21 protein-coding genes are annotated in these 25659 nt (G+C 39.9%); 6 read left to right on the top strand and 15 right to left on the bottom strand.

The window, feature by feature from the left end; genetic code table 11:
• Positions 1 to 184: hypothetical protein (locus JWQ54_RS07505; protein WP_299582469.1), on the bottom strand; the 184-nt coding region annotated here is incomplete at its 3' end.
• Positions 185 to 882: 698 nt separating this feature from the next.
• On the opposite strand from JWQ54_RS07505, the gene JWQ54_RS07500 reads away from it, so the two are divergent.
• Positions 883 to 2163, top strand: coding sequence for a hypothetical protein (locus JWQ54_RS07500; protein WP_299582466.1), 1281 nt, complete (start codon positions 883 to 885; stop codon positions 2161 to 2163).
• A 97-nt stretch (positions 2164 to 2260) separates the two neighbouring features.
• Here JWQ54_RS07500 and JWQ54_RS07495 read toward each other — a convergent pair whose 3' ends face one another.
• Complete coding sequence (locus JWQ54_RS07495) at positions 2261 to 2467, bottom strand: alpha/beta hydrolase (RefSeq protein ID WP_299582463.1); 207 nt, start codon at positions 2465 to 2467, stop codon at positions 2261 to 2263.
• Positions 2468 to 2547: 80 nt separating this feature from the next.
• Between JWQ54_RS07495 and JWQ54_RS07490 the strand changes: the two genes are divergently transcribed.
• From JWQ54_RS07490 to JWQ54_RS07475, 4 genes are all read left to right on the top strand, one after another.
• Positions 2548 to 2871, top strand: coding sequence for a hypothetical protein (locus tag JWQ54_RS07490; RefSeq protein ID WP_299582460.1), 324 nt, complete (start codon positions 2548 to 2550; stop codon positions 2869 to 2871).
• A gap of 12 nt (positions 2872 to 2883) precedes the next feature.
• Complete coding sequence (locus JWQ54_RS07485) at positions 2884 to 3021, top strand: hypothetical protein (protein ID WP_299582457.1); 138 nt, start codon at positions 2884 to 2886, stop codon at positions 3019 to 3021.
• Positions 3022 to 3717: 696 nt separating this feature from the next.
• On the top strand, positions 3718 to 4080 hold the full coding sequence (locus JWQ54_RS07480) for a hypothetical protein (RefSeq protein ID WP_299582454.1): 363 nt from the start codon (positions 3718 to 3720) through the stop codon (positions 4078 to 4080).
• Between the two features lie 492 nt (positions 4081 to 4572).
• Positions 4573 to 7365: an outer membrane beta-barrel protein gene (locus JWQ54_RS07475; protein ID WP_299582451.1), complete on the top strand. Its 2793-nt coding sequence runs from the start codon at positions 4573 to 4575 to the stop codon at positions 7363 to 7365.
• A 341-nt stretch (positions 7366 to 7706) separates the two neighbouring features.
• Here the strand turns inward: JWQ54_RS07475 and JWQ54_RS07470 are convergent, their stop codons facing one another.
• The 10 genes from JWQ54_RS07470 to JWQ54_RS07425 all read right to left on the bottom strand — a co-directional run bounded on the left by JWQ54_RS07470 (position 7707) and on the right by JWQ54_RS07425 (position 18611).
• A complete protein-coding gene (locus JWQ54_RS07470; RefSeq protein ID WP_299582447.1) occupies positions 7707 to 8528 on the bottom strand; it encodes a helix-turn-helix transcriptional regulator in 822 nt (273 codons plus the stop codon).
• Positions 8529 to 8587: 59 nt separating this feature from the next.
• Positions 8588 to 9670, bottom strand: coding sequence for an aldo/keto reductase (locus JWQ54_RS07465; RefSeq protein ID WP_299582444.1), 1083 nt, complete (start codon positions 9668 to 9670; stop codon positions 8588 to 8590).
• 297 nt (positions 9671 to 9967) lie between these two features.
• Positions 9968 to 11089: a bile acid:sodium symporter family protein gene (locus JWQ54_RS07460; protein WP_299582441.1), complete on the bottom strand. Its 1122-nt coding sequence runs from the start codon at positions 11087 to 11089 to the stop codon at positions 9968 to 9970.
• 25 nt (positions 11090 to 11114) lie between these two features.
• A complete protein-coding gene (locus tag JWQ54_RS07455) occupies positions 11115 to 12044 on the bottom strand; it encodes an RraA family protein (protein WP_299582438.1) in 930 nt (309 codons plus the stop codon).
• 258 nt (positions 12045 to 12302) lie between these two features.
• Complete coding sequence (locus JWQ54_RS07450; RefSeq protein ID WP_299582435.1) at positions 12303 to 13595, bottom strand: amidohydrolase/deacetylase family metallohydrolase; 1293 nt, start codon at positions 13593 to 13595, stop codon at positions 12303 to 12305.
• 79 nt (positions 13596 to 13674) lie between these two features.
• Positions 13675 to 14886, bottom strand: coding sequence for an aminotransferase class V-fold PLP-dependent enzyme (locus JWQ54_RS07445; protein WP_299582432.1), 1212 nt, complete (start codon positions 14884 to 14886; stop codon positions 13675 to 13677).
• A gap of 8 nt (positions 14887 to 14894) precedes the next feature.
• Positions 14895 to 15356 carry a RidA family protein gene (locus tag JWQ54_RS07440; protein ID WP_299582429.1) on the bottom strand — a complete coding sequence of 154 codons (462 nt, stop codon included), beginning with the start codon at positions 15354 to 15356 and terminating at the stop codon, positions 14895 to 14897.
• A 58-nt stretch (positions 15357 to 15414) separates the two neighbouring features.
• Complete coding sequence (locus tag JWQ54_RS07435) at positions 15415 to 15858, bottom strand: c-type cytochrome (RefSeq protein WP_299582427.1); 444 nt, start codon at positions 15856 to 15858, stop codon at positions 15415 to 15417.
• Positions 15859 to 15862: 4 nt separating this feature from the next.
• Positions 15863 to 16798, bottom strand: a complete 936-nt coding sequence (locus JWQ54_RS07430; protein ID WP_299582424.1) for an SMP-30/gluconolactonase/LRE family protein — start codon at positions 16796 to 16798, stop codon at positions 15863 to 15865.
• Positions 16799 to 16802: 4 nt separating this feature from the next.
• A complete protein-coding gene (locus JWQ54_RS07425; protein WP_299582421.1) occupies positions 16803 to 18611 on the bottom strand; it encodes a c-type cytochrome in 1809 nt (602 codons plus the stop codon).
• A gap of 735 nt (positions 18612 to 19346) precedes the next feature.
• On the opposite strand from JWQ54_RS07425, the gene JWQ54_RS07420 reads away from it, so the two are divergent.
• Positions 19347 to 22226: a hypothetical protein gene (locus tag JWQ54_RS07420; protein ID WP_299582418.1), complete on the top strand. Its 2880-nt coding sequence runs from the start codon at positions 19347 to 19349 to the stop codon at positions 22224 to 22226.
• A gap of 481 nt (positions 22227 to 22707) precedes the next feature.
• Here the strand turns inward: JWQ54_RS07420 and JWQ54_RS07415 are convergent, their stop codons facing one another.
• The 3 genes from JWQ54_RS07415 to JWQ54_RS07405 form a co-directional block, all read right to left on the bottom strand.
• Positions 22708 to 23529 (bottom strand): alpha/beta hydrolase, encoded by an 822-nt coding sequence (locus tag JWQ54_RS07415; RefSeq protein ID WP_299582415.1) that lies wholly within the window; start codon positions 23527 to 23529, stop codon positions 22708 to 22710.
• 567 nt (positions 23530 to 24096) lie between these two features.
• Positions 24097 to 24630: an ankyrin repeat domain-containing protein gene (locus JWQ54_RS07410; RefSeq protein ID WP_299582412.1), complete on the bottom strand. Its 534-nt coding sequence runs from the start codon at positions 24628 to 24630 to the stop codon at positions 24097 to 24099.
• On the bottom strand, positions 24627 to 25649 hold the full coding sequence (locus JWQ54_RS07405) for a hypothetical protein (protein ID WP_299582409.1): 1023 nt from the start codon (positions 25647 to 25649) through the stop codon (positions 24627 to 24629). The genes JWQ54_RS07410 and JWQ54_RS07405 overlap by 4 nt, the downstream gene beginning before the upstream one ends.
• Positions 25650 to 25659 lie beyond the last annotated feature (10 nt).

Here is a 25659-nt window from a genome sequence, read left to right as displayed (position 1 = left end):
CTGCTTCTACATTCAGGTAATCCCCACGGCTTGGTTCGGTGCCTGTAATTGCAACCGGATACCACGCCAACCCGGCGGCCCTCCGTTCAGTCACTGAAGTTGATGTTGACAGTTTTAAATAAGCTTCGCGGTCTTCTGCTTGTTCTATTTTCAGCAGGTCCGAAAGATTTTTGAAATAATCCATTCGCGCAAAGGTAAACAATACGGATTATGAGGGAATTATTATTAGCTGCTGTATTAAATTTTAGAAATTGCATGTGATACACTGAAGTTCATGGTTGGTGTTCACGTTCATTTCACACCAACACCGATAAATATTTTAGTAAATAACTGATAATCAGCAATTTGTGATTAATTAAATTTGGCGACATATCTATACATCTGGTTATCAGCCCTGTATAAAATTATTCTCCTCAGGCATGAACGTAGTCGGGGGAAAAGCGGGTGAGCTTTTTATAGTATTTGTACAAAAAAAGCAGAAAAAAGCAGTTTTTTGCATCGTTTCGACGATTTTTTCAGTTGGCTATAAAAACGATGTAAAAATCTGTTTCACAGTAATTTATATCTAAAAAAACAAGTCCGGCGAAAAAAACTTGTTTCATTTTTTTTTAAAAAAGCGTTCATATGCGTCTCGGAATGAACGTTTTTTGAACGCTTTTTCGGATAATAATAGCGTAGAAATACTACAAAAAATCCCGTAGAAATACTGATTATTTTCCTTTTTGTGTCTGTAACTTTACTTACAAAAGTCTAAAATAATTTTTCATGGAGTTAGTAAACCCTAAACCAGAATGAAGGAGAAAAGTAGAAAATCCTTAAAAAGAGTACACGCCCGATAAGCTGAAAACGGGAATTATAGAGTAGGCGAAAATCTTTATAATTATGAAAAATACTTCGACAGATCAAAAAGGCTGCTGTCCTACGCTTGATCCTAAACAACTTTGCGAGGTGATGCATTTTAATTACAGGCTTAATTACCGCCCCGAATCAGAAACATTTCGCGAGTTCGCGAACTTTCCTGTCGGAATTGAAGTGAAGTTTTCATTTACATACAAACGTTGCCCCGGTGGGTTGTTGCAAGGCGACCTTGTATACACCAACACTTTATTGCCCGGGGAAATTGTTCGTTTATTTACGTCCGACAGGCGCACTACATTTACACTTGATACAAGCACTGCGGCAGCTAACCGCAATGTTCAATCTTCCGAAGAAAGTTTCCAGGCGCAGCAAATGAGCGATTCCATGTTCGATTTTACAAGTAAAGATAGCCAAAACTCAAGCTATACTAACAAAGCGCATGTTGATGGGCATGGTGATGCGGGTGTTGATATACTTGGCTTTGGCGGCGAAGCTAATATGAGCGGCAACTTTAATTCATCGGGCACGTCTTCGTTTGCAAATGAATTAAACCAGCATGCACAAAGCAAACAGAATGAAACTGCAATGAGCACACGTAAAGCTTCGAGTGTTTCTGTTGGGGAAGTTCAGACACGTGCTCACACCGAAACTTCGTCAGAAGACCATTATGAATCATCATCACGGGAATTTAAAAACCCAAATCATTGTCATGCAATAACATTCTTGTTTTATCAAATAGATAAATCCTATACCATAACCTTTAGTTTAGATGCTATTACTATCCGTGTATATAATAGTCAACTGGATAACGCACGCATTTCACCAACCCCCTTTACGCCAAGCGACGGCATCGGTATTTTATCAACACATGTTTTGGCTACAGATGCCCAAAAGTTTTCACCAGCGGCGGATGCCACTACCAATGCTGCAAGAGGCCTGTTTATAAACCCTGCCTTTTTTAATCAGGAACAGCAGCCTTTACCACAAGCTGTTATACAAAAAGTAACCGACATTGTGAAGAATGAACTTGTACAGGTTGGCTTGTTAAACAAAGATGGCTCTGTTTCTGATAGTGCCCAAAAGCAGTATGGGTTTAGTTCATCTATGGCATTGCCTACACCTGGCATTATGGTAAAAGGATGCATAGATGATTGTGATATTTGTGAAGATGATGTACACCAGGCATTAAAACTTGATCTCGAAAACAAGCAATTGCAAAATCAATTATTAAAACGGCAGATCGATTTACTTGACAAATCGCAGGAATATCGTTGCTGCCCTGAAGCTACAGTAGAAACTGAGTAGATACTTGCGGGAACCTTGTTGACAATGACAAGAAAAAGCTGTCACTTATACACGGGTGACAGCTTTATAATCCGTGCAGTTTGAACAAAGTATCTTTTTATGACTTGATAAAAGCCAAAAGGTCTTTATTTATGGTTGCAGCTTCCGTAGTCGGCATTCCATGAGGAAAACCAGGATATGAAATTAGTTTTCCGTTTTTCAAAAGTTTTACCGCTTTTGCTCCCATAAGGGGAAATGGAACAATCTGGTCATCTTCCCCCCGCAAAGCGCCGTCAAAGTCACCTAATAAAAATATATATGCCATTTGAGCCGGATTTATGATTAGCTTTATTTAATAAACGATCTATAAGTACCTCTAAACAAATCATTTAAATCACAAGGAACATGAAAAATCTCATTAAAGGACTGACATTCCTTAGTATGCTATCACTGTGTAGCTGCACTAAAGTTTTACACACTCAAAAACAGGTAATGAGTCGTTATAAAACCAAACAGGAGGTACTCAGTAAATTCGGAATACCAACAGAGAAAAGGATTAGTGAGGACAGCACTGAGGAATGGCTTTATAAATATAATAAAAAGCGTGCTTTTACCGACCATTCGGTTAACGAACTAACGAATACAAAAACGGCAAACGTGCCCAATTTTACCATGTATAAAAGGTATGTTATTTTCAGCCTGGATAAGCTGGGAAATGTAGTAAGTTAGAAAAATGTGGGCATGAGTCTTGAAGAAAGGAAAAAAAATACAGTTGGAACAATAGCATTAGTAGTTGGCGGGGTTGCTTTTGTGACCCTTATAGCAGTAGCCGCCGCAAGTGACTTTTCGGTTCCATATAGTTTGGGGGGAGGGTATTAGCAGGTCTGAATAAAATGAATAGATTATGAAGGTCAATGGATATCTATGTCCGATGGAATGAAATAGCTAAACACCCTACCCTACCTGAAGTTTAACTTCAGACGAGCATGCACGTAGCCTAAGTCTACCCGAAATTAAATGACGCTCATAACAATACTGTAACCCGGTTAGAAATCATCCCGATATTGTTCCCTAATGGCTACAAAGCCTTCGGTGAAAGTTAGGGCTTTTTGTGGCTATGCCTGTAGATATAATCTACAGGTATAATAGTTCGATTTGCAAACTTCGAATAGCAATGAAAAATCCAGGTGGCACTTAGTTACTGTGCAAATAAAAAGAAAATTTAATCCCATTTCGTTTGATTTAATAAATCAAATAGACAGTTCAGACCCTTTATCTCCCCTTTCACTAAATAGCGGGTAGTGACAGTTTTTAACCCCGTACTTTTAAGCATGGATTTCTTTCTGGCTACACTGATTTTGCTTGTTGCAATACGGTTGGGTGTTTATTGGAAGTATTATTATGCATGGCATGTTTAATAAAGAAATAAAGATTACAACTACCGGTGAAAAATAATCTAAATATTAATTAATCAACAGTTTAATCATTCACAATAAAAAAAAGGAGGACCTTACTATGCGACACATCAAATTTTATTCAATGGCTATCATGTTTACTATGATCGTTTGCTTTACAATGAGTTGGAAGCCGATTTACCCAACCCAAACCCCGGCACCGGTTACTATAACTGCCGTTTATGATTTTTCAACATTTCCCAATGTATCAGGAACATTTACCACAAGTGGAGCCCTAACTATTTCGGGAACATCAACAATGGATGTTGGCCCTAATATTAATGGTACCAGAGCTCATTGCGTGGTTACACTTGTAACATCGGACGGAACCATTACCATTCATCAGGAATGTGTATTTGCCACTAATCCTCCTCAGGGCAGATGGGAAATTGTTAGCGGCACAGGCGCATATGCAAACCTTAAAGGCAATGGGCCCTTAACCATGCCGCTGAATACTGAAGCTATGACGGGCGTTATTTACTAGTAGCCAGATACACCCTAAGGAGAAAGCTCGAGGAGACTTCATCGTAGGGTCGATGTAACCGGTAGCCAAATTGTAAATCCCCGCACAGCGGGACATTGACTTCATTAAGCGGCATATTGCAATTTAACATAGCAACCTTTGAACCAATAGCTACAGATAATCGGTATTAAATCCGGAAGGCAGTAGTCCCAGTATAAATCTTCATGGGGTGTTTCAAATATCAGTTGTCAATGGTGTACCTACAGTTTTAGTAAACAAGTTTACTTTGGATTGCCAGTAAGATTAATGTACTGTTATTGAAAAACACCGTCTCATCTACTGTGGCGGTGTTTTTCATTTACTATTGATTTAAATGCTTATCCATTTGATTATGGTTATTAATTACCGGGGTAAAAGATGCAAATACATTGTTACAGATATATACCGGATACATAATCATGTTGTTTTTAAATTTCTCCCGACGAGGAATATTGATAATTTTTTAACGGCGATATGAAGAAAATCACTTTGCTGATCATTTTGCTTATCGCATGTTGTTGTTTTTCCTCTGCTCAAACTGCATCGGTTAAAGGCTCGATCCTTGATACCGCCAATCAAAAGAATCTTGTTAATGCGTCAGTTTCGCTGCTGCAGCAAAAAGATTCCATTTTGTATAAGATTACCCGAAGTGATGCAAATGGATTTTTTGAATTAAAAAATCTGTTGCCTGGCAATTACCTCTTATTTATTGCGCAGGCGAAGTATGAAAATTACATTCTTCGCCTGCAATTAAATAACACCTCTGAAATTGACTTAGGAACTATTACAATGACTTTGAAGGCAATTATTTTAAAAGAAGTAATTGTGCATGACCAGGCAAGTGCAATACAAATAAAGGGAGATACAACGGTGTTTAATCCAGCCAGTTTTAAAGCGCGGGACGGTGCTTCAGTTGAAGAAATACTCAAAAAATTGCCCGGCATTCAGGTTGACAAAAATGGCAAGATTACGGCGATGGGGGAGAAAGTGAATAAAGTTCTTGTGGATGGTGAAGAATTTTTTGGGGACGACCCAACTATAGCTACGAAAAATTTGCCGGCCGATGCGGTTTTTAAAATACAGGTTTTTGATAAGAAAAGCGACCAGGCCACTTTCTCAGGCATTGACGACGGCCTACGATCAAAAACTATTAATCTTCAATTGAAAAAAGGCATGAAAAAAAGCGATTTCGGAAAACTTGATTTGGGAGCGGGTTTGGATAATAAGTGGAATAACAGCGCAATGGTCAACAGTTTCAGAGATAAAATAAAATTTTCTATCTATGCTAATGTGAGCAGTACCGATATAAATGGTCCGAATTTGCAGCAAGCCAACGAGAATGCATTTGATAATGCACCGGAATTCATTAACAATAACTGGTCGGGCTTTACTAAAACAGACAATAATAGCGATGGATTAAATAACATTTTTTCATACAGTGAAGGTTTGCCTGAAAGTTGGGTCGGCGGTTTAAATTATTCTAATAAATTTAATAAGGATCAACAGAGTATTAACGGCAGCTATCGCTTTAATCAATTTAGTATTAGTGGACACGGTAATACTTTTTCTCAATCTAGCTTACCTGATACAATTTTTTTTAACCGGGAATCAAATAAAGGACACAGCAACCGACAGAAACATTCACTCAATGGCACTTATGAATGGCAAATGAATAATTCCACATCATTAAAAATATGGCTTAACGGGTATAAAGGGTCTAATAGTGGGAATGTTGGTTTCAATAGCGAATCACAAAATAAATTTGGAAACCTTGTAAACCAAAGTGTGCGTAATATCATTGGAACCGGCGATGATCAAAACCTGCAATCATCCGTTTTGATAAGAAAAAAATTTACAAAACCTGGCAGAACTATTTCGCTTAGCCTGGGGCAAACCTATCAGGACAACAAAACAAATGGTTTTCTATACGCCCGGAATTCATTTTTTGATAAAAAAGGAATTATTTCTTTAAGCGATACTATCGATCAGAAAAAAGCGAATGAGAACCATAGGGTAGGGTTTAGTGGAGGATTAGTTTATACAGAACCATTAGCAAAGAATTTTTTTGCGGAGTTGAATTATGCTTTTCAAAGCAATGGAAGTAACACACAGCGTTTATCTTTTGACAAGGATTTAAACAGCAAATACGACCTTTTAAACGATACGCTGAGTAATCATTATAATTTTATTGTGTTGACCAATATAGCCGGCATCGCGTTTAAGTACAATAGTAAAAAAGTTACGTTTTCGTTCGGAAGTAATGTTGCAAAATCGACTTTCGAGCAAAGAGACTTGTCTGAAAACTCATTACTAAAGCGTGAATTTACCAATTTTTATCCCAAAGCCATTTTTGATTTTAAACTAAATCCAAACAGCCATCTTTCAATTATTTATAATGGCCATACCAGGCAACCGTCTATTAACCAGATACAACCGTCGCCTGATAATTCCAATCCCTTAAATATAATAATTGGTAATCCTTTGTTAAAGCAGGAGTTTGACCAAGTCGTCAATTTTAATTTCAATACATTCAACATATCGAGCCAGCAAGGCCTATTTATTTATGGATCCATTTCATTGCAATCCAATGCCATTGTCACCAATAATTTTACAGATTCACTTGGCCGAACGGTGTATAAATATATAAATGCCAACGGAAATTATAATTTGAATTCAGGGTTCAATTATTCTATCAATATTGGAAAACTGAATATGAACTTAAATACAGGTTTAAATTTCAACAAATCCAATTATGTTAATGTTATCAATGATAAAAACAATGTAACAGACAATAATACCATCGCGATAAATCTTGGTATAAATCAAGACAGCGAAAAGATATATAACCTTTATTACTTCGGCACACTCAGTTATAATATGTCAACATCTTCAATAAGAAGTGATATTCAAACAAAATACTGGACCCAGGATCATAGCCTGGGCCTCACCCTTTTATTGCCGTGGAAGCTTGAATTTAATAACGAGCTTCAGGCTAGTCTCCAGCAAAAAACCGTCATGTTTAACAGCAACAATAATATAATATTATGGAATGCCTATTTTGGAAAAAAGATTTTAAAGAACGATAAAGCCATCATCAAAATTAATGCACATGATATTCTTAATCAGAACACCGGTTATTCGAGATATATCAGCGGCAATGTGATACAGCAAACAAATTATCAAACTATCGCAAGATATTTTCTTTTAACCTTTGTTTGGAATTTTTCAAAGAATCCCGTTACAGATGGGGCAACCGTAAAGCCATAAAAGGGGCGATACCAAATGAGCTTTCCCCGCTGTCTGAGTTTCTAACTTCTGACGAGTATGCCGGCAGACTAAGTCTACCTGAAATTAAATGACGCTCATAACAATACTGTAACTCGGTTAGAAATCATCCCGATATTGTTCCCTAATGGCTACAAAGCCTTCGGTGAAAGTTAGGGCTTTTTGTGGCTATGCCTGTAGATATAATCTACAGGTATAATAGTTCGATTTACGAACTTCGAACAACGGCGTATCAAATCCGGTGCTGAAAATGACTTCAAAAATGCTATAACCTCACTGATTAAGATCTTTTTCAGAACACTCTTCGAGTTTGCTTTCGACGATTATCTCTCAACCAAGGCATTGGGTGAATATCCGAACTGTTTTTTAAACGCGTAGGAAAAATGCGAGAGGTTTTCGAAACCGACATCAAAATATACATCAATTGGTTTGCGTTGCTTTTCGGAAAGCTGATAGTGCGCTAACTCCAGGCGTTTTTGTGTGAGCCATTTTTGTGGTGTAGTGTTAAAGGCTTTTTTAAAATCACGTTTGAAAGTGGTGAGGCTTCTGCAGGTTAGGTACCCAAATTTTCCCATGGTCATATTGAACATGTAGTTTTTTTCCATAAACTCGGCCAGGTTAATTTTTCCTGGTTCTTCAAAATAAGCCAGCAGGGCATCCGTGCTTTCGTCGATGTTCCGGAGAATAGAAATGGCTTCTTCAACTTTTACGGAAATTATGTTACCGGGCAGCACTTCATCCATTTCAAAGTATGGCAGCAGCGAGGCGAAAAAGCTTTCCAGTAGCAAATGTTTACCAAAGGTTTTAATTTTGTGGTTATAGGGTTGTGTTGCTTTAAATTCGTGCCGCCTATAATAATCCCGCAATCGGTCTGGCTTAAGGTATATGGATACCGATTTGTAAGGGCGGCCTTCCTTCGGACGCTTAATAACTGCTGCCGGCAGGTTTCGGGGTAATAAAAATGTGTCGCCTGCAACAAATGTATACGTGTGGTCAGGTTGCACAACCCGCATTTCTCCTGAAAGAATACGGGTTAAGGCATGATATTCAATAACGACTTCGCTGCGATGATATTTTTCTGTTGCAGTGGTAAATACGATATCAGCATTTACGTGATCTACCCGGTTACCAATCCTAATTGACATACCACAAAGTTAAAAACAAAAGAGATGAGTTAGCGCATCTCTTTTGTTTACCTAATTTACTAATACTTGCCCACTTGGATAACGTCCATTAGGGGTGAGGAGGGTGGTTTAACTCCGTTGATTTTAATACCACCGTGTTGAGCCAATAGTGTGGCAGCGGTATGTGCATTTACAAAGGTGACCGGAGGTGCACTCAGGTTATTTAAAGCGGTAATTTCATCTTCAGTCAATACAATAGCAATAGCTCCCGCATTCGCTTCCAGTTGTTTTATATTTCGTACGCCTATGATTGTTGAGCATACCCCAGAGCGGCTTAGCAACCAGGCCAGGGCGACGGCTGCCACTGTGGTACGATGAGCTTTTGCTATCTCTTCCAATTTGTCAATAATAGCCAGTTCATGCTCTTTCAATGGAGCTTCGCGACCGGTTACTTGCATACGGCTGTCTTTCACAAAGCCGTTGTTACTGCGGTTGTATTTGCCGGAAAGTAAACCACCCCGCAAAGGCGACCATGTGGTGATGCCAAGCCCCATTTCCATAGCCATGGGTACCAGTTCAGCTTCTACCGTTCTTTCCAATAAAGAGTATTCTATTTGCAACCCTATAAAAGGTGCCCATCCCTTGAACTGTGCAAACATCTGTGATTGCGCGATCTTCCAGGCGGGCGCACCGGAAACGCCTATGTATCTTACTTTACCGACTGATACCAGGTCGTTCATAGTTCGAAGGGTTTCTTCCAATGGCGTATTCCAGTCCCAGGCATGTATCCAGAGCAGATCGATATAATCGGTTCGTAACCGCCGTAAGGAATGATGGACATTTTCCATAATGGCCTTCGTACCGCTACCGCCGCCATTAGGATTGCCGGGGAATACATTCATCCCGAATTTGGTGGCAAGTACCATGCCGGCACGTATGGATGAATGATTGCCGATAACATTACCGATTATTTTTTCTGAATGGTTGTTGGTATAGAGGTTGGCTGTGTCGATGAAATTGCCGCCAAGTTCCATAAACCGTTTGATGATCTTTTCTGATTCGGCCTCGTCGGCACCCCAGCCCCAATCTTCGCCTAAGGTCATGCCACCAAGGCATATCGGGCTAACCCTGAGCCCCGACCTTCCTAATGTTTTGTAATTCATATGCTTTGTTTGTATTAAATTTTCGTTCCATCTCTGAGCCTTCGGCATTTTTCCGGATACCGTTTGTTCATTTTTCTGTTGATTTGATGGAACAAAGTTAGAAGATACCCAAGCAAGCGGTTTTGTTTAAAAGGCCGATTTTTCTTTGTTCAGAAGGCCGAAGTGCCCCCGCTGCCCGCTGTCCGAAGTTTGTAACTTCGGACGAGTATGCAAGTAGACTAAGTCTACCCGAAATTAAATGACGTTCATAAAATACTGTAACCCGGTTAGAAACCATCTCGGTATAAATTCATAGTCTTAATTGTGATGGATGGAGTTTGTTTTAGTGCTATTATTAACCTCTTTAAGTGGTTTGCGGTACCAGTAATTAGCCAGCAATGATCCGGTGATATTCATAAGCGGGCCAAATACTGCAGGCGCCAGGCCTACGGTAGCAATTTTACCCATCCCCTTTGCCAGTCCGGATGCGAGGCCTGCGTTTTGCATACCTACTTCTATGGCCATTGTACGGCAATCGCGTTCGGGCATTTTAAATAAACGCCCCGCCCAGTAACCCAATGTATAGCCTGATAAATTGTGGATCAGCATCAGTAAAACCAGCATAAATCCAATGTTTAATAAACTGCTTCTGCCTGCTGCCGTAATTATTACAATGATTAAAGCTATACCGAACATAGACACCAGCGGCATCAGTTTTTCAAGCCATGAAGCCCGTTTAAGTAAGTATTTATTAAAAACAATACCGGCCCCAATGGGTATGATCACTATTTTTATGATGTCCCACATCATGCTAAGCACATCTATTTTAATAAATGCCCCCCCAAGAAGTTTCATGAGCAGTGGTGTAAAAAGTGGCGCCAGCATAGTAGAAACAGCGGTTATTGTGATGGATAATGCCAGGTTAGCTTTAGCCAAATATGACATCACATTGGAAGCCATACCATTTGGCGAGCACCCGACCAAAATTATTCCGGCAGCAATTTCGGGCGGAAAACCGCTTAATTTAGCTATTGTAAAACCAAGCAGCGGCATAATTATAAAGTGGCTCCCAACACCTATAAACACTCCCTTCGGCATTTTGATAACACCGGCAAAATCCCCGATACCCATAGATGTGCCCATCCCAAACATAATGAGTTGTAAAAGGGGCGTAATAAGCCCGGCCAGTTTAAAGCCATTTACCGCAATAAAATGTTGCGGATAATATAAGGCAGTTGTTACCGCTGCAAAAATGATAAGCGTATACGAGAACCCTTTTAACAGTCCTGATCCGCGAAATGCAATGGACAACATAACAAAAAATGTTATGATAAAAGGACCTGCATGCCCAATACCATCCTGGCAAATACGCCAGGCGGCGGCAAGCAGGCAAAGTACCGCAATACCTGCAACAACTTTATAGATACCAATATTTTTCAACTGCTTAAATTTAGGTTAAGGTTTGTTACCAGGTGCGTTTCTCCATAAAGGCATCTAACTGCGCCCTGGTTATTCTTGGTTCGTTAGGATTTTGGTCAAGCCATTTTATGAAAGCTTCCCTGATCTGGTTGCTCCACTGGCTGTCAATTTCGCCGGTGGCAAATTTGCCTGATTTAAGCATGGCATGACTAAAATCGTCGCGCACCGCAATAAACTCAGCCGTAGCAATTACCTTTTCAGCCAAATGGGCCGGAATAAAAAGCACTCCTTCTTTTTCAGATATGACAAGATCGCCCGGTAACACAATCGCATGACCAATGCGTATTGGCGTATTAAGTCCCATTAATACCATTCCTTCAAGATATGAAGGATCAAAATCGCGCACAAATGCGTTAAACCCATGAATCTCTTTCAAACCGGACAGGTCGCGTGCGGAGCCGTCAAAAATGACTCCATTACCCGATTTACTGAATATCGAGTTTCCGAGATTATCACCTATCAAAGTTCCTCCCCTGATCTTACCGAAACCATCTGCTACATAAACATCTCCTTTGGTCAAAACATCAATGGGCCACGAATTGGTATTTCCCTTGCGACCCTGTTTTGCACCCCTGTCTTTAATATTTTTTTCCACATCTGGGCGGCTTGGCATAAACATGGCCGTAACAGCACGGCCAACAACCGGTAGGGTGTCATTCACCATTTTCCAGTCGCCTTCAAACTGGTTATTGTATCCCTCGTTTCTTAACGCCGTCCAGGCTTCTTCTATACCGATCTTCTTTGCCCTTTTAATCAGACTATCGGGAATTTTTGGTCTTCCGTCAGCAAAACGTTCGCCCTTCCATTCTGATGTTAAAAAGATGAGCTCATCCCTGGAGATAGTTTGCGCTTTGGCTTCGTGGTAAATACCAGCAGTTGCAAAAAGCGTCAACAGTAAAAGTTTATAGTACTTCATAACTTTATTATAATATGGCGTTAGCTAAATTAATATATTTAGCGATTAAAACCCCTAATGACCTAAACACTAATTAATTGAAAATATGAACGTTCTCGTTACTCCCCTCTTGAGAGGGGGTGCCCCGGGATGTGTTGTGGCGGGGGTGTGTTAGCCGATATATTTATTAACACACCCCTCCACCTCTCAAGAGGGGAACCGCACTGCCCACGCTTTAAAATCCACTTTTTTATGTTTTTTAATCGCTAAACACATTAATTAATGAGTTTCCGCCTTTAAAGCGGCTTCTTTACTTTTAGCAACAGTTTTAGGAGGATAAACAGGCGACACTATTCCATTAAGATCATATACGATTTTACCCGCCCTAATGGTAAGTTCACACTCCAGTTTCTTACTGGCTTCTACCTTGTAACCGGTGTAGTCAAATAAACCGAATTTACCTTCACGAACACTTAATATAGCCAAATCAGCATCAGCTCCAACAGACAGGTTACCCAGCTCCTCGCGCTTTATTTCTTTCGCCGGGTTTGAAGTACTGGCCTGTATTACATCATGCAGGGACATACCCATCGCTAAAAACTTCGTCATACAGGTAAGCATATCCTTCATAGCATCATTCATACTGCCAACATGAATATCGGTGCTGATGGAGTTAGGAAAGAAACCCTCTTTGGCTGCGGGCAATGCCTGTGAATAAGCAAAGCTGATACCACCGTAACCCACATCGAAAATTATCCCCCGTTTTCTGGCTTCATAAACAAAAGGTTTTACCTTATCGGTTTGCAGATCCACAATATACTCGCGGGTACCCAACTGGCCAAAACAATGGGTGAAAATGTCGCCCGGGCGCAGGTGTTTCATAAACAACTCTTCAATTGAAAGTGGTGGGTTGCTTCCGCCGAAATCAATCATAACCGGGATGCCGCCAGCAAGTGTGCCGGCTTCCACCGCACGGTCTGTAGGCGTCCAGTCATGTCCGTCGTAATGAGCCAGTTTAATACCTACTACAATGTCCTTATATTTTTTTGCAACCAGGGCTGTCATCTTGGGGTCCATGTCATTCACATTCTGCTCGTAACCGCCGCGCATACCCTCACCAACAATATTTAAAAGCGCCAATATCCGGGTTTTTGACACATCAATGGTCTGTGCTTTAAACGTTGGGAAAGTTCTCCAACCCGAGCTGCCGGCATCCACAACAGTGGTTACGCCGTTTCGAAAAGTAAATCCATCAGGGGATATACCCAGATTTCCGTCTTCATACTGATGATCTGGCTGGGTACCATAAAAATCATGTGTGTGAATATCTATTAATCCGGGTGTAACATACATTCCCTTAGCGTCAACTACCTGTATCCCTAACTTCGGGTCAATATTTTTTGAGATAAGGGTTATTTTACTATTGCTAACAGCAATATCCATAACGGCGTCTATGTTATTTTTAGGGTCGATTATGTGACCGCCTTTGATTACAATATCATAGGATTGTGCCATCGATACCTGGCAGAGCATACATAAGAAAATCAGTAATAAGAAGTAAGTTTTTAGCATTTTGAAATCAATAGTAATTCACGATAAAATATTATGGTTTACAACTCAAGTATATCAATATTTAAAGTATAAATCATTGTCAGATAGCCTGTTGTAATATAGATTTTACTCTTCCTGCTACAACATCAACCTGATCCGGCCGCAAAAGTACTACGCCAATAGTCAGGTGATCATCCTTTCCGTTAGCAACAATGCTCGGCGTACCGTTTTTTAAGGCTACAAGTACTTCCTCCGGTTTAATCTTAATTTTCGTTTGATCCCAGGTTACTTTTAGGCTTGGGAAAGCATTAGCAGGCCCCGGATCAATTACGGTTTCGATTTTGACGCTCTGCAAGCTTTCCAGCTGGGAGCCGATACGTTTGGTACGTTGAAGCCAGTCTTCCCATTCCTTTTTGTGGTCTCTTTCCAGGTAAGCTTTCAAAGCGGCGTACATGCCAAACATTTCTTCCTTATTTACCTTCATAGGACGCCCAATAGGCGCTTCGTTGGGGCTGTGATTAAGCCGGGCTGCCGTGATCAGATCCTTACGTCCAAAAAGCAGACCTGCACTTTGCGGGCCCCGTATCATTTTACCGCCTGAAAAAGTAACCAGGTCAAATCCTATTTTTTGGTACTTGAACAAGTTTTCTACAGGCGGCACGTCAGCAGCAGCATCTAATAATGTTGGAATATTATGCCGTTTGGCAACCGCTACGAAATCGCTGTGCGAAATACTGCTTTTGCCTGCCGCATTAAAGTACAATGCCATTACCGTTCTTTCGTTAATAGCTTTTTCCATTTCTTCGGCGCCTTCAACATCAATGATTTTAGCACCGGTTGTGGTTACCGCCTGATCAAACAAATATCTGTGTGATTTTTGCATAATCACTTCTGCCCGTGGTCCCGGCAGATTGGGAAGCTGTTTAATTTTTTCATGGTCGGTTCCGGTAATTGCTGCCGCCGTACCGAGTAAAATGGCACAAGCCGCCCCCGAAGTAACCATTGCAGCCTCTACATGCAGCATCTCAGCAATTTTAGCACCTACTTTATCCTGAAGCTCATACATGTTCGCAAAATCATGCGAGGTTGAGTTGATCGCTTCCAGTACCTCAGGAAGCATAAGTGAGCCTGAGAGAAATGTCATCGTTACCCCGGCATTAATTACCGGTGTGACGCCCAGCTCTTTAAAAAAATCGCGTTTTGGACCTTCCGGAGAAGGCTTTGAGGTGTCGTGTAATGAAGCGGCCCAACCTGTACTTCCACCAACCAGCGGAAGTATAGAAAGACCTTTAATAATATCTCTACGTTTCATGTTTATTTTTATATGTAAGCTATGCAATCCATTTCTACTAGCGAATCGCCTGGTACACCTCCTTTGGCAACAGCGACAGTGGTACGCACCGGCGGATTTTTGCCAAAGCGGCCTTTATAAACCTCATTCATTCCCTTATAATCTGCAATATCATTCAGGAACACGGTAACTTTAAGCACTTTTTCCATTGAAGAACCGGCTTTTATCAGCTCTTTTTCCAACTCTTTCAGTACAATTTCGGTGTGTGCCTTAATTTCAAACGGTTCAACATGCGCCCCTTTGCCGGCCACAAAAACCATATTACCCAGTTTGGTTGAACCGGAAAATAAAGGTACATCCTGGAATGATGTTACATTGTTTGCCACCTTTTCTTCAGCAGGTGCTGCCATTGCATTTTTACTTATTCCGAATACAGATAATCCGACTGCTGAGGCCAGCATTTTTTTCAAAATAGATCTTCTTTTTTCCATGTTGTTTTAAGTTTTAGTGAGCGTTTGTATAATGTTTATTTTCGATTGCTATTCATCCTCATTTTGAGACGACAGGAGAATTTTTCGAGTTCAATGTAAGAATATATTTTACCATTTTATTAGCCTCAGCCAGGGTAATTACCGGATGAGGAGCCATTGGAATGGGTCCCCAAACACCGCTGCCGCCACTAATTACTTTTTGCGATAGTGTATTCACCGTATTTTGATCTTTTGGATATTTTTCGGCAATGGCGATATAAGCAGGCCCTACCAATTTATCATCTGTTTTATGGCATGCAAGGCAATCAGATTTAGAAACAAGGTTTTTACCATCTTCAATTTCCGGCGCTGTGGCAAACGGCGGCGGAGGTGTTACTTTGGCTGCCGTAGTGGTCACCTTCTTTTTTGCAGCACTTGTTTTCTTTACCTGGGCCGATGCATGGCCGACGCATACAGTAAATGTAATGTATAAAGCAGCCGTTATTAATTTTTTGATTTTCATATTATCATTTCTGCTTTTTAGACATCTTCCATTCACGGCCGGGGTCATTTACCCTGAAAGTTTCCAGGTTGCCCTGATCCTGCAATGTAACATACATGGTTTTGCCATCGGGGCCGCCAAAGGCAACATTGGTTGGCTTCTTACCAATGAGTGTTATTTCCTCCAGGATTTTTCCTTCCGGGGATACTTTGGCTATTGTCCCTTTACCAAACCGTGCCTGGTAAATATTGCCTTTTATATCGCATCTTAATCCATCCATTCCAAAGTCCGTAAATTCAATCACAAGCCGTTTGTTGCTTAATTTACCTTTGGATGAAAGATCATAAGCCCATATTTTACGCTTTTCATTTACATATAAGGTACGATTATCAGGACTTACATCAATCCCGTTAACGGTCGCCATGCTATCTAAAAGTGTTACTTTACCGTTCGTGTCGATGCGCCAGATCTTGCCCGTTCCGGCCTTCCAGTTCGGGTCGCTGGCATAGAGCCTGTCTTTATTATCAATGGCAATATCATTTGGCTGGCTCATTCTGGCTTCATGGGCAAAAACACTTTGCTGTTTGGTAACCATATCAACTTTAATGATATTGTGGCCGGTATAATCTGCAATAAGCATGTTACCATGACTGTCAAATCTGATCCCGTTGCCAACACTTCCTTTAGGCAATTCGATAAATATGCTGGTTTTTCCATCGGGCGTCATTTTGCCGATGGTACCATCATGATCAAAGTTAACAGCGTAAACATTGCCGTCCTTATCAACGGCGGGCCCTTCTACGCCAATAGTGAAGCTTTTAACCGGTGTAAACAGAGAGGATTTAAAAAGCGAGGCCGTATCTGCGGATTGTGCATGTGAATTTATTGCAATAACTGTAAGCAATGCAGGTAATAATAACCGCCTGGCTTTGAAGGCAGAATTTAAAAGTGATTTAGTCATAGATTTATTTTGATGTCATTTTTCTTACTGTACTTACTTCTGCCGGCGTCACTATTTCCGGTATATTATTAAAGTTTGATTTTACGTAGGTGAGCACTTCTGCTATCTGGGCATCAGACAAGAAGCTGCCATGTGCAGGCATTACCTCGTTATAAGACTGACCTTTTACCTGTACGGGGCCCTTAAGCCCGTTAAGCACCACATTTATCAATCTTGTTTTATTATAATTTACCCATTCTGACTGCGCCAGCGGGGGGAAACGGTTTCCGTCACCCTTACCATCATTCTGGTGGCATGCTACACAATAAGTGCTGTATACTACCGATGTTGTGGCCATGTCTTTGAACAGGTTATCTTTAATCTCATCTGGTGTTTTGATGTTGGATGCCGTCATCTTGCGTTTTTCCATAGCTGCCAGTTGAGCCGTGCCGAAAGCCTTTTTATCGCCCTTGTACATAATCCGCCAGATTCTTCCTTTTTCCGTATCGCTTACATACAATGATCCGTCCGGACCTTCGGCCAAACCCATCGGGCGGTATACGGCATTACTTACATTAAAAATAGGGTCAACACCGGCAAAACCATCGGCGAACACTTCCCAGGGGCCTGAAGGCCGGCCATCTTTAAACGGAACAAATACAATGATGTAACCTGCCTGCGGATAAGGGGCACGGTCGGTAGAGCCATGAAAGGCAATAAAAGCGCCGTTTTTGTAATGCACCGGGAATTGTTTACCTCTATAAAATAACAGGTCATTGGGCGCAAAATGCGCGGGAAAACCCATCAGTGGCTTAGTTAGTTTTGCTCCGTCGCCTTCTTTAACCTGGTCGCCGCCAAATTCGGGGTTAAGCAGCTTTTTATTCTTAATCTGATCGTAATAATAATAAGGCCAGCCGCCGTCAAGACCTTCATTTACTTTAAAAAACTCTTCTCCGGGCTGCATCGCACTTTGCCATGGCGTGTAAATATCGGGCCACAGCAACCGGAAATCGTCCCGGCCATGACTGACTGTATAGAGCGATTTACTTTTCGGATCCCAATCCATAGCGACGAGGCTTCTCAACCCTGTTGCATATCTTACTCCATCAGCTTGATGCTGATTAGTTTTATTGGCATCGAACATCCAGATTCCGCCATGGTCTTTTAACCAGGGATTACCCTTATCGGGTGAACCCGGATCGCCGACTCCGGGAGAACCGGGCTGACGGTTATTTACCTGGCCTGCGTTAGATCCTGCTCCCCAGCCTACAAAAATGTGCCCTTTATTATCAAAGGCAACCGGCTTGGTCTGATGTTCGTGATACGGTGGGTTATCAATAACAATCGTATCCATCTTACTATCGGGAACTAATTGTCCTCGTTTAAGCTTCATTCGATAAATCATCAGTTCTGAGCTGAAATACAGGTAGCCGTCGTGAATCCGCATAGCAGTCCCGTAAGTGTGTCCGTCATATTTACCGAAGGGGATTACAATATCAGCTTTACCATCTCCATTCGTATCTCTGAGTGCAATATTACCATAACCGCCGTTTAAATAATGATTCCTGGCTTTTACATAAATATCGCCGTTTGAATTAACAGCAATATGCCGGGCCTGTCCCTTCAAACTATCAACAACAACCAACGCCTGGAAACCATCAGGCAAAAAAAGTCCGTCATTAGTATTAGCAGGCTGAGGTTTTAACTGAGCGCTATTCCACGAAAAGCCCATCAATATAAGCAATGCTCCTGCAACAATAAACTTCAATGAATGTGAATGAAAATAACGCAAAACATCAGTTATAGCTTTTCGAGGGCTGTTTGTAGGCTTCATTAGGTAAAAAAACTTTTATATAAACAAATAACTTTGATCTTACAGAACCCGGACAGTTGTTTTAATCTTTCGATACGCTAACTTAAATAAACTAACAGTCTTGTATTTTCATAACTATTAAAAACGAGACCCAATAACGATGTATCCTATTACGCTGACCGGTTTGTATCAGGCGCATTCAATAACAGACACATCATATTTGCTATTGAATCATAGCAGTGGCTTGATTAATTTAAAAGACTGATTGCTTATTATTAAGGAACTGTTAGCAACAATTGCCGTAGCAAGATAATGGAAAATATTTGTTTTTTAATAGTCTGAATACCCTACAACGGTACTACATTGATTTGAACATCTGATTTTGCCTAATATTCGCGTACATCAATGTTTCTGTATCAAATAAATTACGTTCCCCAATCGATGGAAAGTAATTTCCCAAAACGAATAGAAAACGAAATTCATTTTCAAAATCTCAAATGTGATGAATGTGTTTATTTTAATGCTTGAACCAAGTGGTGCACCTGGAACAGGTGGCACAGTCGGGATTGCGACTGAAGAATCAATTTGGGTGAAGATATTGTGATAGTTTAAACAACTTGTAACTGTTGTTTAATTTTTTAAAACGCGCTTCTTGCTTATAGGAAATATCTCTTCCGTATCCGAGTATAAATTATTCATTTGTTACTTGTTTATGTCGTTCATTACCAGTAGCTTTATTAAACAAACCTTAACACCATGAAAGCATTTTTTATCAAATTCCTAAACTGGATCACACCGAATTTCAGGCCATTATTTTTACTTTTTGCAGCCGGTTTATTCAGCACCGCATTGCTGACCCAAAAAGATAAATATTTGGTAATTACAACACATGCCCCCAAAGCAATCTTATCCTGGGAAACCAATCTAAACAATTCGGATAGGGATAAAATGCTGAAAGATTGGCAAATTACTTATAAAAACTTATTGGTCTATAAAAATAACAACGTTCCGAAGATAACTAAGATTACAGGCCTTGAGACAGTGATCGCTCAAAATCAGGCTGATTACGCCTTCATAATATTTTATATGGGCTTTCTATTACTTTATATCTCCCGTTTGGTTCGTGTTGACAATTATAACCCCAAATGGAATTGGTTATTTATCACATTAGCCCTTTTCACAGTAATTGGTGGTCTCCTTGACTATGTGGAAGATTTTGGAACATCAAAAATTGTGCACCTTTACATGGCGGATGCTACACAGGTATTACCTGATGCAAGTATAGTTGGCTATCCATCCCGTGTGAAGTGGACATTACTAATATTAGTTGTTGTTATTATTATATGGCAATCAATTATTCTCAATCTCGCCTTATTATGGCTGGGAATGATAAGTGATTCTCTAAAAAAAGGAATACAATTATTTTGGCGGTGGCGGGTCATGCTTTTTACTTTGTTAATTGTATTTGCAGTTTTATATATTAGTGACCAAGGGCAGGATCTTCTACTTTCATTAAACGCTAAGAAACTGGGGGTTCTGCTTTTTCTTTTTTCTACAAGCATTATTGCATTGCTGTGCTGGTATTTCCCCAAGATCCTTGAATATAAGGGAGCGATGAATTATGCAGAGTTCTTTTTTAAATCCGTTGATTTTGAAGTCGACCAGTTAACACAAAAAAGACCAAAGGCAGAGGTAGACATTAGCCGATTACTTGGCGCGGCTGGTTTTTTGATTCCGGCAATTGCAATTTTAAAAGTAATGGACAATTACCATATGGACTATTGGTTTTCTGGTATACCACCGCTTGCTATTTTTGTAGCGATCCTGATACTGTATAGAATAATTTTAGAACATCATTGGATAGACAAAATTTACAAGAACGTTAATGGAGAAATAAACTGGATCAAGTATACAATTACCTTAGTGTTATTGTTTATCCCGATGATTATTTGGGGTACAAATAAAGACAATGAACAACCTTATGCCATTATCCACCTTAGTCTGGATCTGATCATATTATCGATTATGTTTTTAATCACTGTAACTTTGCGAACATGCAGTAAGGTTATTAAAAAATGGCCAGTTACGCAGTTGGTTACCTTAACCGGTTTGGCTTGTTTACTATTTTTTATCGCTTGTAATTTTCCTTCGTTCCTGTCACTGTTTATTTACAGATCCAGATTTTATACAATGCCATTTGTGTTTTTTGCAGTGGCTGGTTATTTATTGTTTTTTACATATTTAATGTTTGTTGGCAAAAAGACAGGGGTAACGTGGATAACCATCCTGTTGGTCATAGCTTTTATCGGGGCTACAAGCAATGTAACAAATTACCATGGCCTGGCAATTCTTTCAGATACCACTCATTGCAAGACTTTAAAGGGCAAGGATACATGCTGCAAAAAAACTGCAGATTCTTTGACCGCTTATGCTGAAAAGTGGCTCCTTGGAAGAGAAAAAGAAATTGAAAGTTATTATAAACTGCATAAAAAAAATTATCCGGTATATTTCGTAAATGCACATGGAGGAGGGATCAGAGCAACAGTATGGACTACAATGGTAATCGGTACACTGGATAAAGAAATGCGGGCCGATACAGCGAAAGCGAATAGATTGGGATTTCAGCACTATGTATTTTCCTATTCTGGTGCTTCTGGAGGAACTGTTGGGTTAATGTTATTAACTGCCTCACGCCACGGCCATCTTGGCGACCTTGATAATGATCAGTTTTTTTATCCTGATAATTCCTTGGCATTGTACTCAACGGATAATTTGACCTCCGACATCATTGCGTTATTAGGGCGCGACCTGGTATATTCCAGTTTCGGACTCTCAGGCATACCTGATAGGGCAAGGTTAATGGAAATGGATTGGGAACAAAATGCCAGGAATAATGGAATATTCCTGAAAGATTCATTGATGTCATTGTGGCGGCACAGCAAAACGGAACTTCCTTTGTTATTCTCAAACACCTATGATATTCCATCAGGGAATAAAGGTATTGCGGCGCCGGTTTTATTAGACCAAATGGATTTCCCATCAGCAATATTCCTGGAGCAAGAGATTTCGGGCAGGGGCGATATGCGCTTGAGCACTGCAGGTTTCATCAGTGCAAGGTTTCCTTATGTAAGCCCAACTGCTAAATTGAACACCAACCGTCACTTTACCGACGGTGGCACAATAGAAAATTCTGGCGGCGAAACCTCATTGCAGGTATTAAATGTGTTTGAAAGGATTCGTGCAAAACTGATTAACGCTAATCATAGCGCACTAAATAATATTAGTATAAATATCTTGTCGCTTCCCAATAGCGTTGCGGGTATAGAATCCCCGATTTATGATAAAAACTTCTACGAACCACTTGGCCCGCCTTTGGGTGCACTTAACGTTGGTAATGCAAATAGTGCAAGGGCAGAATTAATAAATAGCCGTCTGCCCAAAACTAAAGGGTATACCTATCTGCCTTTCCAACCCCTGGCCTACAAAATGGTTGGAAAGGCATTCTGGCCTGTTCTACCTTTAGGGTGGCAGATATCAAATGCTGCCCTCGAAGCCTTGGAACACAATGCCGTTCAGAATCCATCACCGTTAAATGCCGTATTTAATCAGTTTGGAGTGAAAAGGAAGAATCAATAAATTTATAGGAAAGGGTCGGTTTTATTACGACAGAAAAATAAAAACTCTAATGTTACAAATAGATTTCGCGTTACAAAACGCGATTTTAACAACCATATTGCCATCCGATTTTGCGAAGGAACCTTTTAATGCTTTTAAAGAATAATCCATGCCTTGAAAATTACAATCTATTTGGGTTTGATTAATTTTTGTAAAAGGTAATTTTGCTTTTATCGGCAACGGATATATCCATAAACCAATTGATTGTTTTTTTGCTTTTGATTTTCATTTTGATTTCGGGTTCATCCATATCAATACTACTTCCTTTTTCTTACTATTAATAAGTTTGATTTTCTGTAAAGCTGCAGGAGTTGAACATTGATTTAATGTTAGATTCAGATATACCAAAAACTTTTTGCCCTGCTGGTAAAAACGCTAAAAGAAAAAGCTGTCAATTATACATAGTGACAGCTTAGCGATTTGAACAAAGTATCTTTTTTATTTATGATTTGATAAAAGCCAAAAGGTCCTTATTTATGGTTGCAGCTTCTGTCGTCGGCATTCCATGGGGAAAACCCGGATATGAAATCAATTTTCCGTTCTTTAAAAGTTTTATAGCTTTCGCTCCTGTAATGGGAAATGGAACAATCTGGTCATCTTCGCCATGCATAACCAATACAGGAACATCCACACTTTTAAGGTCTTCTGTAAAATCTGTCTCCGAAAAAGCCTTGATACAATCAACGTGCGCTTTTATTGCTCCCATCATTCCCTGGCGCCACCAGTTATCCCTAATTCCCTGCGATATTTTGGCTCCCTCACGGTTATATCCAAAAAAAGGAAGGGTAAAATCCTGAAAATATTGTGCCCGATGCAATGCCGTACCTTCACGTATTTCATCAAATACAGACAGCGGAATACCGTCCGGATTATTTTTGGTCTGTACCATTATCGGAGTAACCGCACTGATCAGCACAGCTTTGGCTACACGGCCTTTTCCATGTTTTGCAACATAACGGATAACTTCGCCACCTCCTGTGGAGTGACCAATGTGTATAGCATTTTTTAGGTCAAGTGCCTGGGTAAGCTCAGCAACATCGGCTGCATAGGTATCCATATCGTGCCCAACTGCAGTCTGGCTCGACCTTCCATGCCCGCGGCGGTCATGGGCGATAACCCTAAATCCTTGCTCAAGGAAAAATATCATCTGTCCATCCCAGTCATCGCCGCATAAAGGCCAGCCGTGATGAAAAAAAAGAGGTTGCCCCTTTCCCCAGTCCTTGTAATAAATTTCAGTTCCGTCTTTTACTGTAATCTTATTCATTTTTTTGATTTTGATTATGGTGGTTAATAGAATTTTGAAGATATACTTATGTTTAGAATGGATGCAGGTGTAAATAATTTCCTCTTACTCCATTACAAATGGTTTTGGACATTAGCATATGCTGGTAGCGCACAGATCAAAGCCAGAATCAATGCAGTTGAGAAACGGCAAGAATCGCATCAAAATATCATTCAATGTAAGCTAACCTGAAAAATAAAGTAAGTAGTGTTTAAATTAAAATTTTGCGCAAATTTTGTGCCAATAAAAACCTCCAGAACATGGTTAAATCATTGATTTTAAATACCATGATGCTGAACTCGAACCAGCACCCTCTGATTAATAGTTAGTTTTATGGGATGAACTATTAATTTAACTTGTTGGTATCAGATAAATTCAAAATAAGAGTATTTTTTTCGGGATAGATTTTAAACAACCGTATTGCCATGCGATTTTGTGAGGGAGCCTTTTAATGCTTTTAAAGAATAATCCATTCCTTAAAAATTACAATCTATTTGCGTTTGATTAATTTTTGTAAAAGGTAATTTTACTTTGTTTGCAACGAGACAATTACTCCCTTTTTAATATTTCTACGATCTGGTCATTTTCCTGGTTTACAGCATAGTCAAGAGCCGTATTTCCAAATCTGTCTTTAATGTTTTTTTGAGCTCCGTTTAATAACAGGTATCTCACAATATCTTCGCGGCCAAATGTTGAAGCAAAAATCAGCGCGGTTGCAGCGTTATAATTCTGCTGATTTAAGTTGGCCTTGTATTCACATAAATACTTTACCATATTTAAATAGCCTTTGTAACAAGCTCCCATTAAAGCGGTATTTCCAGACATATCTTTCGCATTGGGATCTGCTCCGTTTTTCAATAATAGCATCGCCGCCGCTTCACTTTCGTTATAAACAGCGATAATAAGCGGTGTATATCCGCGCTGATCAATTGTGTCAATTTTAATATTGCGCTTTAATAGCTTAACTAATGTTATCATGTCGTTTAACCTGGATGCGCTAAAAATATCCTGGGCCATCAGAACGTTGGTAAACGAGATTAATAATAGTGCGCAAAGTGTGGTGTATATTGTTTTGATTTTCATTGTGCTGTAATAAATTTATTGCTTTGTTTAAATGACTCACGTTTGGTCATCCAGTTAAAAAAGATTGTTAATTCATCGCTGATAATATGGCTTACAGATTCCACTGCTGATACCTGATCTTTGTAGGCAGAGTCTCTCAAATGTGCAAAATCATCCAGTGTAAGCAAACGATTAGAACTGTCGGAATGAGGTAAAATGATGCTGCTAAATGTGGTAAGATCAATAAACAATTTATTCGTCACATCTTTTAATGATGCAGCATTCAAAATATTTTCGGCGGCAGCGCACGAAATAATAGCCTGGAACTGATTTAGAAATCCGGGATATATATTATAATCGGCACTAACATAATCGTATCTATTTGCAAGTAATTGTGCTTTTATCATTGTCCGGTTGATAACCGTTATGTTTGTGAAAGACTGCGTAGAAAAGTACTTTAGCAGATCAGCCGCAATTTCACCTGCGCCAATAACGAGGATTGGTATATTTTTATCTCTAAATTTCCGGTTCACTTCATAAACTGCCAGGTGGCTAATGGATTTTGACCCTTTGTGATAGTTTGTTTCATTTGAAATTCTCTTATGTGAACGAAATATAACCTGGAACACCCTTTCCATAACGCCATTTATAAAGTTATTTTGCTGACTTATGTTAAACGCTCTTTTAAACTGACTCAGAATCTGCTTGTCACCAATAACTAAAGAGTGCAAACCATTGGCAACTTCAACTATATACTTTACGGTATTTTTAGGATCACCGATAATTTCAAACTGGCTCAAAGGGACCTGGGTTTGTTTAACTTCCTGCAAATATTGAAGCAAGGTTGTTATATCATAACTGTTTTCATGATCGATATAAACCTCGGTGCGGTTACATGTACTAATGATCAACAAACCCAACAGTCCGTCTTTGCCCTTCAGATCCTGGTAAACGTTGTTAAGCTCCTGCTCTGTAAATTGGAAGTAAGAACGGACCGAAAGATCCGTTCTCAAAAAATTCAATGACATTATGCTGATCATTTCAGTGATA

Source organism: Mucilaginibacter sp., assembly GCF_028288225.1.
In the GTDB taxonomy this organism is placed as follows: Bacteria; Bacteroidota; Bacteroidia; order Sphingobacteriales; family Sphingobacteriaceae; genus Mucilaginibacter.
The sequence above is the reverse complement of the archived record's forward strand: the minus strand, read 5'-3'. Positions and strand labels throughout refer to the sequence as shown.